The 14,978-nt window shown below is 62.0% G+C and carries 13 protein-coding genes and 4 pseudogenes; 15 read left to right on the top strand and 2 right to left on the bottom strand.

Translation table 11 applies throughout. The annotated features are described in order from the left end of the window. Window positions 1-202: 202 nt before the first annotated feature. The 3 genes and pseudogenes from QZ964_RS16840 to QZ964_RS16830 form a co-directional block, all read left to right on the top strand. Window positions 203-1,678, top strand: coding sequence for a DNA-binding protein (locus tag QZ964_RS16840; protein WP_367119291.1), 1,476 nt, complete (start codon window positions 203-205; stop codon window positions 1,676-1,678). A 70-nt stretch (window positions 1,679-1,748) separates the two neighbouring features. Beyond that, entirely contained in the window at window positions 1,749-2,789 is a 1,041-nt protein-coding gene (locus QZ964_RS16835; protein ID WP_292532933.1) for a toprim domain-containing protein, read from the top strand. A 331-nt stretch (window positions 2,790-3,120) separates the two neighbouring features. Further along, window positions 3,121-3,531: pseudogene (locus QZ964_RS16830) on the top strand (hypothetical protein); the annotation flags it as partial. Window positions 3,532-3,538: 7 nt separating this feature from the next. Here QZ964_RS16830 and QZ964_RS16825 read toward each other — a convergent pair. Beyond that, window positions 3,539-3,703: pseudogene (locus tag QZ964_RS16825) on the bottom strand (helix-turn-helix domain-containing protein); the annotation flags it as partial. A 263-nt stretch (window positions 3,704-3,966) separates the two neighbouring features. Here QZ964_RS16825 and QZ964_RS16820 point away from each other — a divergent pair. The 10 genes and pseudogenes from QZ964_RS16820 (at window position 3,967) to QZ964_RS16780 (ending at window position 10,845) form a co-directional block, all read left to right on the top strand. Continuing rightward, window positions 3,967-4,254: a DUF2285 domain-containing protein gene (locus tag QZ964_RS16820; protein ID WP_292532931.1), complete on the top strand. Its 288-nt coding sequence runs from the start codon at window positions 3,967-3,969 to the stop codon at window positions 4,252-4,254. 123 nt (window positions 4,255-4,377) lie between these two features. Continuing rightward, window positions 4,378-4,716, top strand: a complete 339-nt coding sequence (locus tag QZ964_RS21610; protein ID WP_367119292.1) for a DUF6499 domain-containing protein — start codon at window positions 4,378-4,380, stop codon at window positions 4,714-4,716. A gap of 49 nt (window positions 4,717-4,765) precedes the next feature. Further along, window positions 4,766-5,224, top strand: a pseudogene (locus tag QZ964_RS16815) (DUF2285 domain-containing protein); the annotation flags it as partial. 178 nt (window positions 5,225-5,402) lie between these two features. Continuing rightward, entirely contained in the window at window positions 5,403-5,687 is a 285-nt protein-coding gene (locus QZ964_RS16810) for a helix-turn-helix domain-containing protein (RefSeq protein WP_292532929.1), read from the top strand. A gap of 13 nt (window positions 5,688-5,700) precedes the next feature. Next, window positions 5,701-6,624, top strand: coding sequence for a replication initiator protein A (locus QZ964_RS16805; RefSeq protein WP_292532928.1), 924 nt, complete (start codon window positions 5,701-5,703; stop codon window positions 6,622-6,624). Window positions 6,625-6,671: 47 nt separating this feature from the next. Further along, a complete protein-coding gene (locus QZ964_RS16800) occupies window positions 6,672-7,049 on the top strand; it encodes a hypothetical protein (RefSeq protein WP_292532927.1) in 378 nt (125 codons plus the stop codon). Next, window positions 7,046-7,510 (top strand): DUF2840 domain-containing protein, encoded by a 465-nt coding sequence (locus tag QZ964_RS16795; protein WP_292532925.1) that lies wholly within the window; start codon window positions 7,046-7,048, stop codon window positions 7,508-7,510. Before QZ964_RS16800 ends, QZ964_RS16795 begins: the two co-directional genes overlap by 4 nt. 2 nt (window positions 7,511-7,512) lie before the next feature. After that, the gene (locus QZ964_RS16790; protein ID WP_292532924.1) at window positions 7,513-8,019 is read left to right on the top strand and encodes a S26 family signal peptidase; all 507 of its coding nucleotides are present in this window, start codon (window positions 7,513-7,515) and stop codon (window positions 8,017-8,019) included. A gap of 182 nt (window positions 8,020-8,201) precedes the next feature. Further along, window positions 8,202-8,561: pseudogene (locus QZ964_RS16785) on the top strand (lytic transglycosylase domain-containing protein); the annotation flags it as partial. A gap of 544 nt (window positions 8,562-9,105) precedes the next feature. Next, window positions 9,106-10,845: a VirD2 family relaxase/mobilization nuclease gene (locus tag QZ964_RS16780; protein WP_292532922.1), complete on the top strand. Its 1,740-nt coding sequence runs from the start codon at window positions 9,106-9,108 to the stop codon at window positions 10,843-10,845. Between the two features lie 63 nt (window positions 10,846-10,908). On the opposite strand, the gene QZ964_RS16775 is transcribed toward QZ964_RS16780, so the two are convergent. Beyond that, entirely contained in the window at window positions 10,909-12,210 is a 1,302-nt protein-coding gene (locus QZ964_RS16775) for an alpha/beta fold hydrolase (protein WP_292532921.1), read from the bottom strand. Window positions 12,211-12,463: 253 nt separating this feature from the next. Here QZ964_RS16775 and QZ964_RS16770 point away from each other — a divergent pair, with 253 nt between their 5' ends. Together QZ964_RS16770 and QZ964_RS16765 are read left to right on the top strand one after the other, a co-directional pair. Then, the gene (locus tag QZ964_RS16770; RefSeq protein WP_292532920.1) at window positions 12,464-14,488 is read left to right on the top strand and encodes a conjugal transfer protein TraG; all 2,025 of its coding nucleotides are present in this window, start codon (window positions 12,464-12,466) and stop codon (window positions 14,486-14,488) included. A gap of 7 nt (window positions 14,489-14,495) precedes the next feature. Further along, entirely contained in the window at window positions 14,496-14,927 is a 432-nt protein-coding gene (locus QZ964_RS16765; protein WP_292532918.1) for a ribbon-helix-helix protein, CopG family, read from the top strand. Window positions 14,928-14,978 lie beyond the last annotated feature (51 nt).

The raw sequence follows: 14,978 nt of genomic DNA, 5'->3' as shown, positions 1-14,978 counted from the left end.
TCATGCTGATCCTTTCGGCTTTTAGAGGCTGAACGGATCGAAATTATGCCGAGTAAATCCTTGAGGTCATCCAGGCCGCGCAATGCCCCGCCCACTCTTGCTCGGCATAATCTCCTGCTCGACATAACAGGTCTGGGAGGCGATCCAGCGCTCCTACAATAAGGAAGCCTATCAAATCCGCCGCCTCTTGACGGAGGGCGTCGTGCGCGCTTCCGACAAACGCGCGCAATATGTCGGCGAAGATTATCTCGCCGCCGGCGGCGCCGTCATGCGCGATTTGTTCCAGAACGACGACGGCGGCTGGCTGCAAGACGCCCGCCTGCTGGACCGGCTGGTCGCGGAAAAGCTCGAACGCGACGCGCAAGCCATTTGCGCCGAGGGCTGGAAATGGGTCGAGGTCGCGACCGATTTTCCTTACGGCCATACATACGGCCTGCGGCACATCTCGGGAGAGCGCCAACCTCTAACGGACGAAGAAACCGCGACGCTCGACGCTTTGCGCACCGAGGCCGAGCAGCTTGAAGAAGCCCACGCCGATGCGGACGAGATTCCCGAGGAAGTCGATCGGCGCCTCGGCGAGATCGAGACCGCGACCGCCGCGATCGAGGAAAGGCCGGTCAGCTACGATCCCGTCGAGATCGCCCGGGCGGGCGTGTTCGTCAGCATCGACGGTTCAGGCCGGCTGCGCGTCGAGCGCGGCTATATCCGCCCCGAGGACGAAGCGTCGCTCATTGAACCGGACGTTCCCGATCAGGAGAATGAGAAGGAGACCAGCGCCTCGCCCTCATCAGCATTAGCCGCTTCCAAGGCTGTCGCGCCGAACGGCGGCGCGGTTCAATCCGAGCCGGCGGAAGACGAGGACGAAGGTCTGCGGCCTCTGCCCGATAAATTGCTCACCGAACTTACCGCCTATCGCACGCTGGCGCTGCGCGAAGCGGTGGGCAATGATCCCAGCGTCGCTTTTCTGGCGGCGCTGCATGTTTTCTGCCTGAAACTGTTCTATCATTACGGCTCCGACTCCTGTCTGGAGATCGAGCCGAAATCGGTTGCCTTCGGCGCTCAAGCCCCGGGACTTGGCGATACGCCACTCGCAACCAAGGTCGATGCTAGTCATCACGATTGGTCGCAGCAGCTTCCCGCCGATCCCGGCGATCTGTGGGACGCTTTGACGACCTTCGACGGCGGGACGCAGCAACGCCTCTTCGCCCATTGCATCTCGCTTACCGTCAACGCCGTGCATGAAGCCTGGAGCCGCCGGCCAAGGGCCATCGCTCACGCTGACCGTCTCGCACATGTCCTTTCGCTCGAGATCGCCGCGACCGGCTGGACGCCGACCGTCGATAATTTCTTCGGGCGCGTGACAAAGGCGCGAATCATTGAAGCCGTGCGCGAGGCCAAGGGCGCCGAACAGGCGAAGCGCATCGAGCAGTTGAAGAAAGGAGACCTGGCGCGGGAGGCCGAGCAGATGCTCGCAGATTCCAGATGGCTGCCCGAACCGCTGCGCACGCCGGGTCGCGCGCTGCATGGATCGGAGACGGCGAGTGTCTCAGACCATGTCGAAAGCACCGTCGAAGAAACGGCGGCGATAGAGCACGAAACGGCTATCGACGAAATCGTCGATGAAAGCGATGCTGGCGATGCGTCGGTGGACGAACCCCAGGACGTTGCCGCCGAATAGACCTCCCCGAGGCCGACCACGAGGGACTCGCCAGCAATGGCGGGTCCCTTTCGCTTTGGAGGGCGTACATTTGTCCAGCCCAGCATCAGAACTGGCGCACCGTCTCGCGCGCGAGGCCGAGGCGGTGTGCCGCCATTATCTCTCCAACGGCCGCCGCCACGGCAACTATTGGCTTGTCGGCGATACGCGAAACACGCCCGGCCGTAGCCTGTTCGTTCGCTTGAGCGGACCTGAAAGCGGCAAGGGCGCCGCTGGAAATTGGGTTGACGCCGCCTTGGGCGAACATGGCGACCTGCTCGATATTATACGCGAGGCGTGTCGCCTCGACGACTTCCGGGATGTGGTCATTGAGGCGCGGCGCTTTCTCAGCCTGCCGCAAACGACGCCGGGTTCGGTCCACTCCCGAATTCAGGCAATCACGCCCATCGGTTCGCCTGAATCGGCGCGACGCTTGTTTGCCATGTCGCGCTCAATCGAGGCCACAATCGTAGAGACGTATTTGCGCCATCGTGGCATTACGGCGTTGCACGGAACCGCAAGTCTGCGCTTCCATCCGCACTGCTACTATCGGTCAGGCAATCGTTCAGCGGCCCAGACCTGGCCCGCAATGATCGCCGCCGTCACCGATCTCGACGGAAAGCTCACCGGAGCGCATCGTACCTGGCTCGACCCGTCGGGCCACGACAAGGCGCCAATCGAGACGCCGAGGCGAGCGATGGGCTCTCTCCTTGGCCACGGCGTCAGATTCGACGTGGCGCGCGACGTCATGGCGGCTGGCGAGGGCATCGAAACCGTGCTGTCGCTTCGCTGCGTCATGCCCGCCATGCCGATGATGGCGGCGCTGTCGTCCGCGCATCTCGCCACCATCCTGTTTCCTGCATCGCTGCATCGTCTCTACATTCTTCGCGACAACGATGCGGCGGGCGATAATGCGTCGGCGATCCTGGTCGAGCGCGCAACCGCCGCCGGGATCGAGGCGATTATCCTGTCGCCGGCTTTTGACGACTTCAACGACGATCTTCGCCGACTCGGCGTCGACGATCTGCGAGCGACGATCAGGGGTCAGATTGCGCCGGAAGACGTCGCCCGCTTCATGAGATTTGCGGCGTGAGCCGATACGGGAAGGTAGTGCGTGAACTCATGTCGGACTTGTCGCGTCGGCTCGGCGCGCTTTCCAAAAGCTTCGGAGAGGACCGCGGCTCAGGCCTTCATAGAGGGCGACCTTGCGGCAAGCGGTCCGGCCCGCAATGGCTGCGGGCTGACTATTTTCCGTCGCGCCCCTAGGGGCGCTTTACAGCGCGAACAAAATAGCCAGCCCTCCGCAATCCTCCACTTCGTTTCGGCCCTTCGCGGCGCTTCGGGTGCAAGCCCGGCGCGCCCGCCGCCTTTCGTCGCCATGAAGGCCGCGAGGGTCGCGGTCGATCCGACGAAGGAAAGCGTAGATGACGACCGAACGCGACAACCCAAGCTTCGAGCCGCCGCGTTGTTTATCCCCCACCGATCGTGTTCTCGCCGAACTCCAGCTCTATGGCTATCGCCCCTTCCAGGACGAACCAGACCCGAGACCGCTGCCAGAAGCGTACATGATCGCTGGCGCCGTCGGCGACATTTTCGACGCCCTCGTCGTCACATTGGGCGACACCCGCCTTGAACCCGACCTCGAGGCGCTGCTCTGGTCGGCGGTCAATCTCTTCCACCGCGCTATTTTGCGCATCGAGCGCGAACTCGACGACAATGAGCAGGCGCAACGACGCAGTCAGAATGAACAGGACGGCTCGGAAATCCGCTCGGTTGAACTCGAACGCCTAATCGTCGAAGGGCGGACGCTCGTCGAACGCCGCGACAGCATGGAGTCTCCCGAGCCAGCCGATCGACGACGTCGATGCTGGCTGCATAAACGCGTCGTTCAATCGAGCTGATATAGGTGCGATCGATTTCCGCTCGATGGGCGAGTTCTTCCTGTGACAGGTGTTGCGCCTGCCGACATTTCCTCAGGTTGCGCGCCAAAACCTCCCGAATGTCCATGAACGCGAGAGGAACGACTTGTCGAGTATTCTACCACGGAGTATTCTCTACAAACTATCGGCGACAGGACGGAAATCTTATGTTCTCGGTGGCGATACGCTTCGATTCATTTCTCCCTTGGCGTCAACAACATGGCTGGGCGCCGGGCGAATAGCCGGACGGACTTCGGACGCTGATTTGGGCAGTGCGTCGACGCATTCAGGCCGCATTTGTTAACTTACGGCAAACTTTCTGCATAGAATGTCAACTTGGCGGCGAGTCGTTTGAGGAACGCTGAATCCGTGAACTCCGCAATTTCCCATCCGATTGCCGACGCCGCTCCTTCCGACGAGCATGTCACCGACTACGACCGTGTTCATTTCAAAGTTTACTTGAGGATGCTCGACGCAGCCAAGGAAGGGGCGGCATGGGAGGAAGTCTCAAGCATTCTGCTCGGCATCGACCCGCTTCGCGAAGCCGTCCGAGCCAAACACGCTTATGAAACGCATCTTGCTCGCGCGCGATGGCTGGCGAACGAGGGATATAAGGATTTACTGGCAGGCCCCGCCTGACAGGTTTCAGCCGAAGTGCTCCGTTGAGGCCAGGAGCGCTTCAAAGCACGCACGGTTGCTTGTCCCCACACTCAGCGCCACGGCGTGACCGATGGCAATCTTCGAAATTTCTCTCTCCGGCAAATGTGCGGCAATCGGGCGCCTGAACCCGGCATGACGTTATGCCCGCCAAAAAATCCAGCGCCGCGGGTTATCGACAAGATTTTCTCGATACTGAAGCTCGGCCACTCTTTCGCGAGAAAATCCATGATCGATGCGGATTGGCGCTCTCCGCGCGCATATGACTATTTGGACAATTTGAACTGGCCCTCCATCGCTTGGGAATGCTTACGGCTCGACGAAGAATATCACGCCGATTTCGCCAACTCTCGATTTCGAGCCGCTATGGACGCTGGCGTCGCCGGCGCGCAGCGGCGCTGGGGGTTGCGATTTCGCCGTAGACCCCACGCTCGGCGCGAATGAAGCTGATATTTTCTGGCTTCCCGAAGCGCGCGCGAGCGCCGTCATTCTTGTGCCAAGTCCAACAACCGCCGGCGAGTTGAGATTCTCGCCATCGGATTGGCCAGACCTGCATGCGCGGCTGCGCGTGAATGACGGCGAACACCTCATCGTCGGAACAGGCCGCAACCAATATCAACTCTGGCTACCCGATCCGCCGCACGAGGGAGAACCGCTCGCCGCCGTCATTCCGCATGACAAGATGACGCCACATCGCGCCGAAGCGGCCATGGATTTCTGGCGCTTCACGAGGGGCCATGCGAAACTGGCCTCACCGTTGCGCCACGCCCGTCTCATTAACACGCTCCGAGCGCTCGACGGCCATTTGAGCGGCGCATCCTACCGCGTCATCGCCGAATGCCTGTTCGGATCGGCGCGAGTCGATGCCGAGCCGTGGAAATCCTCGTCCGTTCGCGACGCTACAATTCGACTCGTTCGCAATGGCGCGGCGCTGATGCGCGGCGGCTATCGCAAATTCCTTCGCAAATGGCCGTCGGCTTCGTCATCGCGGCGCCGTTTCGCGCATTCAAGGGGTGGCGAAATTCGCCTCCCCAATCTTCGCCATCCCTCCTGCCGGATTTTCTCCGCCAAAGTGATCGATGACAGCCGCCGATCTTCGGCGGCGCGCCTCGACTCGCCAAGGTTCGCCGATGTCCGCCGCCATGACCGATCTGCCGCCACGCTTTCTGCGCACGCCCGAAGCCGCGCGTTTCCTGGGGCTCTCCGGCCGAACTCTGGAAAAACACCGCACCTACGGCACGGGGCCGCTCTACTCGAAACTCGGCGGGCGCGTCGTCTATCGACTTGAGGATTTGCAGGCCTGGGCCGCGCGCGGCGCCAAAGCCTCGACCTCCGACCCGGGCGTTGGAACGGTGCTGCCGGCGAGACGCCAGAAGCCGAACGGCGCCGCCGCCACGCTTCCCGATCGCCGCTGAACGGACATCGATCATGTTCACGACACGGCGCCCCAGCGGCGAACTCGTCAAGCTCAGCCCGTTTCGCTGCGTCCCGGCCGATATCGCGCCGCGCGATGTGCAGGACCTCATGGCCTATCCCTTCTTCAGCCTCGCCAAATCCCCGCGCGTCGCCCCGATCGACTTCCGCATGGGAGAGCTGACGATTCGCGTCGACGCGACGCCCGAATATGGTATGGCGACGATCTGGGACGCCGACATATTGATCTGGGCCGCCTCTCAGATCATCGCGGCGCGAAACGCCGGTCGCGACACGTCGCGCCTGATGCTGGCGACCCCGCGCGAAATCCTCACCTTCATCGACCGTGGAACCTCCGCGCGGGATTACCATCGCTTCCGTGCGGCCCTGGATCGCCTGCAGTCCACGACGATCGAAACCTCGATCCGCCAGCCGGCGGAACGATGGACGCGCCGCTTCTCCTGGATCAACGAGTGGAAAGAGCGGACCGACGCGAGCGGTCGCCCGCTTGGCGTCGAACTCGTTCTGACGGACTGGTTCTATCGCGCGGTGCTCGACAATGACCTCGTGCTGTCGATCGACCGGGCGTATTTCGCGCTGACCGGCGGCCTCGAACGCTGGCTCTATCGCATCGTGCGCAAGCACGGCGGGCGTCAGAAGGGCGGCTGGTCCTTCGAGCTCGACCATCTTCACCTCAAATCCGCAAGTCTGTCGCCGTTCAAACGCTTCGCATTCGAATTGCGCGACATTGTCCGACGCCAGCCGCTGCCCGGCTATGCGCTGACGATCGAGCGCAATTCGTGCGGACGCGAGTGTTTGGTTTTCAAGCCGGCGGAGAGCGGCGCGCAGACAGAAATGCGCCTTGCGCCCAACACGAAATCGCGCAGCCCAAAATCCATCAGCCGGAAGCCTGTGGATAACTCTGTGGATAAGCTGTGAAAACGTGCGTGCTATCAGGAACTCCCGCCACGTGCCATCAGGAACCCTTGGCGCGTGCTATCGGGAACCAAAATCACTCGCAACTCATTCTATTCGAGCGCAAAACGGCGCGCCTAACTTGTACTAACAGTGAATCTAACTTTATTGCGCGCCCATCCGGCGAATTCCGGTGTCTTGGACAGCGATTTGAGCTTTTCAAACTGACGCTGAATCTCCTGACACGACACTCGGCTTCGCAAAAAGAAGCCGCCAGCGTGATTGGCGTCAGCTTCCGCATTCGCGCCATCCCCCTCAAGGCAAAATCGTTCAAGCGGCTCGATAGCGCCGCATCCGAAGGCTGTCGGATTGTCGCTGACATGCAGCGCGCATTGTTCGATCAGAAATACCCGCAAGTCGAAAATGCATTCGGCGGAGGCGCGTCATGAGCGCGCCAACGGAGGTCGAACTCTATTTCCTGAAAGGCAAGATCGAGCGCTGGATTCGTTTCGGAACGCCAATCCGCGAGAGCACGCTCGACCGCCGCCGACGCATCTCGACCTTCGCGCCGGATTCGATTTTCGCCTTCATGCGCTGGGCGTCGAACGGCCATGGGACGCTGGTTTCCCGCATCGACATCTTACGCGCCTGCCGTGTCGGCGAACCCTGTTCGACCGTTCCCGGCGTCAGGCCCGGCGCTGAAATTCTGCTGCGATCGGTCGGCTGGGACAAAGTCCAGCGCGTCTTGAGAGCAATCGACGTCGTCGAGGCGCTCGGCTTCGCGCCGCAGGAAATCTGTCCCGATCACTGGCGTCATGTTCACAACCGATTGGCCGCCGGATTGTTGCCTCGCCCCTATTCGCGCGCGCGCCATCGCGCCTGGATGCTCCGCTCAAAGATTGAAGTCTAACGGTGAAAGTCTTCCCCCTCATGCTCCTTTCCTGCGGCGCGCTCGCATTTACGTCCTTCGTTCACCGCGAGCCGCTCGTCGTCTGGAACGCCTCGGCCAGCGTCCCTGTCGGGCTCTATGCTGTGCGGCCGATCGGCGATTTGACCGTCACCGATCTTGTCGTCGCCCGTCCTCCAGAATCGCTCGCCGACTGGCTCGCCGAACGCAGCTATCTCCCCAAGGGCGCGCCGCTGATCAAACGCGTCGCCGGACTTCCCGGTCAGAAAATATGCCGCGACGGCCTCGCGGTCAGCGTCGATGGAATCGTCATGACGCAGGCGCGCGAACAGGATCACGCCGGCCGTCCGCTGCCCGTCTGGAAAGGTTGTTTCACTCTCCTTTTCGGCGAGGTTTTTCTCCTCAACTGGGATGAACCAGCGTCCCTCGACGGACGCTATTTTGGCGCGTTTCCGATCAACGCAGTCATCGGACGTGCCGCACCTCTTTGGACGAAAGAGGACGATCGATGATCTCAGCCTCCGTCGCCTTCCTCACCCGCGACGCAAGCTGCGCGCGACTCCAGTACGCCGGCCGAGCAGCAGCCATTGGCGCGCTCCTTTGCGCTATGGCCGCTTCGCCGGCGCAGTCCCAAATGCTCCGACTCCGCGCGGCGACCGACGCACAATCGTCAAAAGACATTGTCACCGAAGCCGTCAAGGAGGCGTCTCTCCGCTTCCACGTCCCGGCGAATTGGATACGTGCCGTCATGCGCGCCGAAAGCGATGGCGACGACAAAGCCGTCTCGGAAAAAGGCGCGATCGGCCTGATGCAGATCATGCCGAAGACATACGCTGAGCTACAGACCAAACTCAGCCTTGGTTCTGATCCCTTCGATCCGCACGACAATATTCTGGCGGGCGCGGCCTATCTCGCCGAGATGTTTGAACGTTACGGTGAGATAGGAGTTCTCGCGGCCTATAACGCCGGTCCGCGGCGCTATGAAGAATTTCTTCATGGACGCTCATTGCCGGACGAAACGACGGACTACGTCGCCCGATTGGCGCCTGAACTCGGCTTCGCCAACGTCCCGGCTATGCGAATTCCTACACCCTCCAACACGCTCCGCGCGCCGTTGTTCGTCGCCTTGACAACGGCAAAAATTGACGCAAGCAACGACTGTGGATGGCGGCTTCAACAATGCATCGAGTAACGAAAACGCCGCTTCTCATCCTCTCTTTCCGGCGCAGCGCGAGGACAAAATTTTTGCACGGGACCCGCACTCGGATGGCGCTTCAAATGCATCGTTACGCGCCGTCCCACCGCAGACCGCCGGCATTTTCGTCGCTCGGCACGTCTCGGAAATATCACGATGACCGTCTGCTCACTTTATCGCATGATCGCGTACTGCCTCGCGCCTTTGGGCGCGAGCCCAGCCGAGGGAGCGCAAGCGACCGAGCTATGGCAGGATAAAAGGGACAGCCTGCGGCCTTGTCTGGCGGTCGTTTTGTCGTTGAACCTCAATCTCTTCGCACAGGCTGTCAATTTGCGGCGCAGCCTGGCGATCTCGACATGTCGTTGCACGAACACACCAATTTTCACCTCGTCGGCGTTCCTCCATGTCGCATGACGATGATATCCGCGTCCGTCCCGGCCGCATCCGTTCGAAGAAGCCGGTAAGGGGGAAGAGCTTCGTCGCCCGCGTCCTGGCGGCGACCCAAAAGGCCGGCGGCCTGCATCGCTCCGGCGCGCGGGGAAAGAGTCGTGTCGGCTTCGGACGTGGCCGGGCCGCAAGCCTCGGCGCGCTGCGGGGCTTGAGCGCGAAATCCCGCCACGTGGTGGTCAAGGCGCGCGTCGTTCGGCACAGCCCAAAATCCGCACCGCTCGCGGCGCATCTTTCCTACCTTCGCCGCGACGGCGTCACCCGCGACGGCGCGCCGGGAAAAATGTTCGACGCGGGTGGCGACGAGGCCGACGCCCGCGCCTTCGCCGAGCGGTGCCAAGGCGACCGACACCACTTCCGCTTCATCGTCTCCCCCGATGACGCCGCTGAGATTTCCGATCTGCGCGCCTTCACGCGCGACCTCATGGCGCAAATGTCGCGCGATCTCGGCACAGGCGTCGACTGGGTCGCGATCGACCATTGGAACACCGAGCACCCGCATGTCCATGTGCTGGCGCGCGGACGCGCCGACGACGGCGGAGATCTCGTCATCAGCCGCGATTACATCAGCCGAGGCATGCGCGCTCGAGCCGAGCAGCTCGTCACCTTGGAGCTTGGTCCCCGCGCCGACCAGGAGATTCGCCGAGCTCTCGAAAGCCAAGTCGAGGCCGACCGCTGGACGCCGCTCGATCAGGCGCTCGCGCGCGAAGCCTCCCGCCGCGATGGCGTGATTGATCTTCGGTCAAGCGGCGCCCAGGAGAACGACGTCGAGCGAACCATGCTGGTCGCGCGCGCCCGCAAGCTGGAAAAACTCGGCCTCGCTGCGCCGGTCAGCCCCGGACAATGGATCATGGCCGAGGAAGCCGAGAGCGTCCTTCGCGCGCTCGGCGAACGCGGCGACATCATCAAGCGCATCCATCGCGGTCTGACCGAGCGCGGCATCGAGCGCGGCGCCGCCAACTTTGCTTGGAACACTGAAGCGCACGGCGATCTGATCATCGGCCGTCTCGTCTCACGCGGCCTCGACGACGAATTGAAGGGCTCCGCCTTCGCGGTCATCGACGGTGTGGACAGCCGCGCTCACCACATCCGCTTCGCCGATCTCGACGCGACCAGCGACGCAGCGCCGGGCGCCGTCGTTGAGGTCAGACGCCTCGCATCGCGCGAGGGCGCATCATCGCGACTCGTCCTCGCCGTGCGCTCCGATCTCACGATCGAAGAGCAAATTCATGCGACGGGCGCGACTTGGCTCGATCGCCGCCTGGTCGCCAGGGAGGCGACGCCACTGTCGGAGGCGGGCTTTGGCCGCGAGGTGCGCGACGCCATGGAAGCGCGCGCCGAACATCTCGTCGCCGAGGGCCTGGCGCGCCGGCAGGGCCAACGACTTATTTTCGCGCGCGATCTGCTCGACACATTGCGCGCACGCGAACTCGACGAAGCCGCCACACGGCTCGCGTCAGAAACCGGCCTCCCGCGCCACGCGGTCGCTGAGGGAGAGTCCGTCGCCGGGGTCTATCGCCAGCGCCTCACACTCGCCACCGGCCGCTACGCCATGATCGACGACGGCCTCGGCTTCAGCCTCGTCCCCTGGTCGCCGTCGCTCGAACGAGAACTCGGCAAGCATGTCTCTGGCGTCATGTCGCCAGGCGGCCGGGTAGAATGGAGTCTCGGCCGGAAGCGAGGAATCGGGATATAGGGCAACTCTTGGACCGAGGCGGACGCTAAATCGACCGCTGCCGCTACCAGGCTGCACAATTTTCTAAAGCCACCCCTGTATCTTTTTCAAAACCTGAGGATGGGCGCACACGTTCCGGTGGAACCTGGCTGCCGCGGTTCGACGTAACCAGTTGATCAGTTTTCCTATCTCGGCGTTGGTCCGCCTTACGACTGCAACAGCGTCTCTCATCGTTGCTCGAACTCCCAAACTCTGGGTCAGATTCCAATCCGAATCATCTTCCGTCAACGGGAACACTGCAGGGCTGACCTCCGCTTCTGTAACATCGAAGCGTTCGAAAGACGCGCCCGCATCCACCTTGGGAACACCGAGCAGCTGCGCATCAACGTATAATCCATCCAGGCTAAGCCCGAGTGTGCACAACGGTCGCAAGAAGACGATCGCAAACCCTGCTATTATGAACTTGGTCATTGGATATAAGATAGGAATGAAACGCAATAAGATGTAACCTGCTGGAAGTAGCAATACTCCTTTTGCAAGAATGCCGATATTCGAGTACGGCTCTGGCAGTCGAGTCCCAATCGTGCTTGCGAAAGTGGCGCCTGCGAAAATAACGCCAAACCACATCAGCAATTGAACGATCTGCGTCGCCAGATGGCGTTTTGGCTTGATGTGTACAGCTATCCAGGCATGTAACTCCCGGAATGCGGCCAAAATTTCATCCCGCGGATGCAGCACCACGAGACATCGCACGCCCCTTCTTAACCGCCGACCAGCGAAGGTCTCTTGAACACTGGATCTTCGGGCAACCCACGCCTGCCCAAATTTTCGGGCGAACGTGGTGTTGTAACGCTTCAGAAACGCAATCCAAGCAGCGAACACCAGGAAAATCCCCATGATCCACTCGCTTCTCAGAAAATAAACGTCCGCTACACCGGCCACCGCCAGCAAGAATGTCCCCGTCATGCCAACGAAAATCGCTATTCTGTCGGCGATCACGTTCTCCGATGCATGCCGCTCTGCAATGAAAGGCGTATCCAAGGTGATTAGCTCCACTTGAGCAAGCGGTGCTTGATATGCGGCTTGCAGCGCGACGTTTCCCCCGTGGCTATGCCCGATGACAATAATGCGCTGACGCTTGTCCCGCAGTTCGTTTAGTAGGAGAGCCAATTCGCTCGCCGCCGCGTGTCGCACAGCTTGGTGGTGTGAACCCGGCCAGGTGAACGCCTTGATCTCGCAACCAGGAAATCTATTGCTTAGCGTTTCCCACATTTTGGAGTCGGGCTTAACCCAAGCTGGAATGGTATCGTAAAACCATCTGATAAGCGGGAGTTTTTGATGGAATTTCGTCCCATGAACGAGAATGCAACAAACCCCCGTTGTCATGTGACCCTCCCGAGGCATTTTAAGCTGCAGTCCCTCGTCGCGAATGAAGCGATTAGGGGCTACCGCACCGGTCCTTCCGAAATCGCGGGGCCCTAAATGCCCAGCACGAGAAATGACTACCTTGAACGATGCGACGTTGGCTGTCGATCTTTTCGATTCCATACCCGGTCATTACGCGCCATAGCGCGCTAAACTTCGATCATCGCCCGACAGCCCTTGCGCGCGCGACATGCGCGCGCGGATGTTGGCGCGCATGACCGCCACGCGAATCCTCTGGGGCCAAATTCTCGTCGTCTTTGCGATCGTGCTCGCGACGACATGGGGCGCGACGCAATGGACGGCGTGGCGGTTGGCCTTCCAGCCTGAATTGGGGCCGTCATGGTTCGTCATCGGCTCGTGGCCTTTCTACGCGCCGCCGGCATTCTTCTGGTGGTGGTATCATTTCGACGCCTACGCGCCCCACGTCTTTGTTGAGAGCGCAGCCATTGCGGCGTCCGGCGGCTTCGCCTCCATTGCCGTCGCGATCGCCATGTCGATCTGGCGCGCGCGCGAAGCCAAGAATGTCGTCACCTATGGGTCGGCGCGCTGGGCGACGGCAGGCGAGGTCCGCAATGCTGGAATGCTCGGCGCAGACGGCGTCGTGCTCGGCCGCCTCGACCGTGAATATCTGCGCCATGACAGGCCAGAACACGTTCTTTGCTTCGCGCCGACGCGATCCGGGAAAGGCGTCGGTCTCGTCGTTCCGACATTGCTCACCTGGCCTGGCTCGGCGATCGTCCACGACATCAAGGGCGAGAATTGGAGCCTGACCGCCGGCTGGCGCGCGCGTTTCGGCCGCGTGCTGCTGTTCGATCCGACCAACGCTCATTCCGCCGCCTATAATCCGCTGCTCGAAGTCCGGCGCGGGCCCGCCGAAGTGCGCGACGTTCAGAACGTCGCCGACATTCTCGTCGATCCCGAGGGCGCGCTGGAGCGGCGCAATCACTGGGAAAAGACCAGCCACTCGCTTCTCGTCGGCGCGATCCTGCATGTCCTCTATGCCGAAGCCGACAAGACGCTCGCCGGCGTCGCCAACTTACTCTCGGACCCCAAGCGGCCGATCGAGACGACGCTCAAGGCGATGATGACGACAAAGCATCTTGGCGCCGGCGGACCGCATCCGGTCGTCGCCTCGACGGCGCGCGAGCTTTTGAACAAATCAGAAAACGAGCGCTCCGGCGTACTGTCGACGGCGATGTCGTTTCTTGGACTCTATCGTGATCCGGTCGTGGCGCAGGTGACGCGCCGCTGCGACTGGCGGATCGACGAACTCGTTTCGGGCGATCGGCCGGCGACGCTCTATCTCGTCGTGCCCCCGTCCGACATTTCTCGCACAAAGCCGCTCGTGCGTTTGGTATTGAACCAGATCGGCCGGCGACTGACGGAGGAACTCGACGCCACGAACCGCCGCCATCGCGTGCTGCTGATGCTTGACGAATTTCCCGCTCTCGGCCGGCTCGACTTCTTCGAATCGGCGCTCGCCTTCATGGCCGGCTATGGGCTGAAGAGCTTTCTGATCGCCCAGTCGCTCAATCAGATCGAGAAGGCCTATGGGCCGAACAACGCCATCCTCGACAATTGCCATGTGCGCGTTTCCTTCGCGACCAATGACGAGCGCACAGCCAAGCGTGTGTCCGACGCGCTCGGCACAGCGACCGAACTGCGCGCCATGCAAAATTACGCCGGCCACAGGCTCAGCCCCTGGCTCGGGCATCTGATGGTGTCCCGCCAGGAAACCGCCCGGCCGTTGTTGACGCCGGGCGAAGTCATGCAGCTGTCGCCCGCGGACGAATTGGTGCTGGTCTCGGGTCTTCCGCCAATCCGCGCGAAGAAGGCGCGCTACTATGAAGATCGGCGATTGACGGCGCGGATACTGCCCCCGCCGCAACTCGAACCTGCCGATAGCAACGCCGCGCCGCGCGGGGCAATGCAACGCGACCCGGAAGATGAGTGGAATATATCACCCTCGGGTCAGGCGGAATCCGTCGCCGCGGAACAGATCGGCGCGACAACATCGGATGACGAAGACCCCGCGAATAGCGGCATTCGGCGTGAGCCCGAAATTCCGGAGCATGAGGCCATAGCGCCGGAGAAAACCGCGTCCTTGCCATCGCGAGAGGAGCCTGTCGACGAAGACACGGGCGACGAGGAAGCGATCCGCGCCCGCGCGCTCCGCGGCACATTCCGATCCGTCGCGCGGCAGGTCGCGATGGACCCCGACGACGGCATAGCGTTGTGAGGCGTCGATGCCGGTAAAGCAGCGCCTCTCCGTCTATCTCGACGCCGACATGATGGCGCGGCTGGAAAAGCTCGCCGACAAGGAGCGCGCCGCCAAATCGGCGATAGCCGAAGCCGCGATCATGTCGTTCCTCACGGCCGACGACGCCGATCGCTGGGAGGCGGCGATTACGCGCCGGTTCGACCGCCTCACGCGCTCGGTCGACCGTATGGAGCGCGACCTCGAATTCTCGGTCGAGGCGTTGGCGCTTTACATCCGCGCCTGGCTCACCGCGACCCCGCCATTGCCCGAGGGCACGCAGGCCGCCGCACAGGCCAAGGGCCGCGAGCGCTACGAAAGTTTCATCGAGGCATTGGGGCGGAGGCTCTCGAAGGGCCAGCGACTGTCGCAAGAGGTTTCTCAAGAAGCCCGATCTGAACCAAATAGCATTGCGTCGTAGCTGCAGGCGTCCGCACGGCGATCGGAGCGGGCACAACGCTGCGCTACCTGC

This window comes from Methylocystis sp. (assembly GCF_021731785.1).
Lineage (GTDB): Bacteria > Pseudomonadota > Alphaproteobacteria > Rhizobiales > Beijerinckiaceae > Methylocystis.
Note: the sequence above shows the minus strand (reverse complement) of the source record. Positions and strands in the feature narration are given on the sequence as shown.

What these genes read in the sequence shown, in the direction of transcription:
- QZ964_RS21610 (WP_367119292.1), top strand. Translation starts at nt 4,378, where the DNA reads ATGTGCGGCAATCGGGCGCCTGAACCCGGCATGACGTTATGCCCGCCA.
- QZ964_RS16810 (WP_292532929.1), top strand. Translation starts at nt 5,403, where the DNA reads ATGTCCGCCGCCATGACCGATCTGCCGCCACGCTTTCTGCGCACGCCC.
- QZ964_RS16805 (WP_292532928.1), top strand. Translation starts at nt 5,701, where the DNA reads ATGTTCACGACACGGCGCCCCAGCGGCGAACTCGTCAAGCTCAGCCCG.
- QZ964_RS16795 (WP_292532925.1), top strand. Translation starts at nt 7,046, where the DNA reads ATGAGCGCGCCAACGGAGGTCGAACTCTATTTCCTGAAAGGCAAGATC.
- QZ964_RS16780 (WP_292532922.1), top strand. Translation starts at nt 9,106, where the DNA reads ATGTCGCATGACGATGATATCCGCGTCCGTCCCGGCCGCATCCGTTCG.
- QZ964_RS16775 (WP_292532921.1), bottom strand. Translation starts at nt 12,210, where the DNA reads ATGACAACGGGGGTTTGTTGCATTCTCGTTCATGGGACGAAATTCCAT.
- QZ964_RS16770 (WP_292532920.1), top strand. Translation starts at nt 12,464, where the DNA reads ATGACCGCCACGCGAATCCTCTGGGGCCAAATTCTCGTCGTCTTTGCG.
- QZ964_RS16765 (WP_292532918.1), top strand. Translation starts at nt 14,496, where the DNA reads ATGCCGGTAAAGCAGCGCCTCTCCGTCTATCTCGACGCCGACATGATG.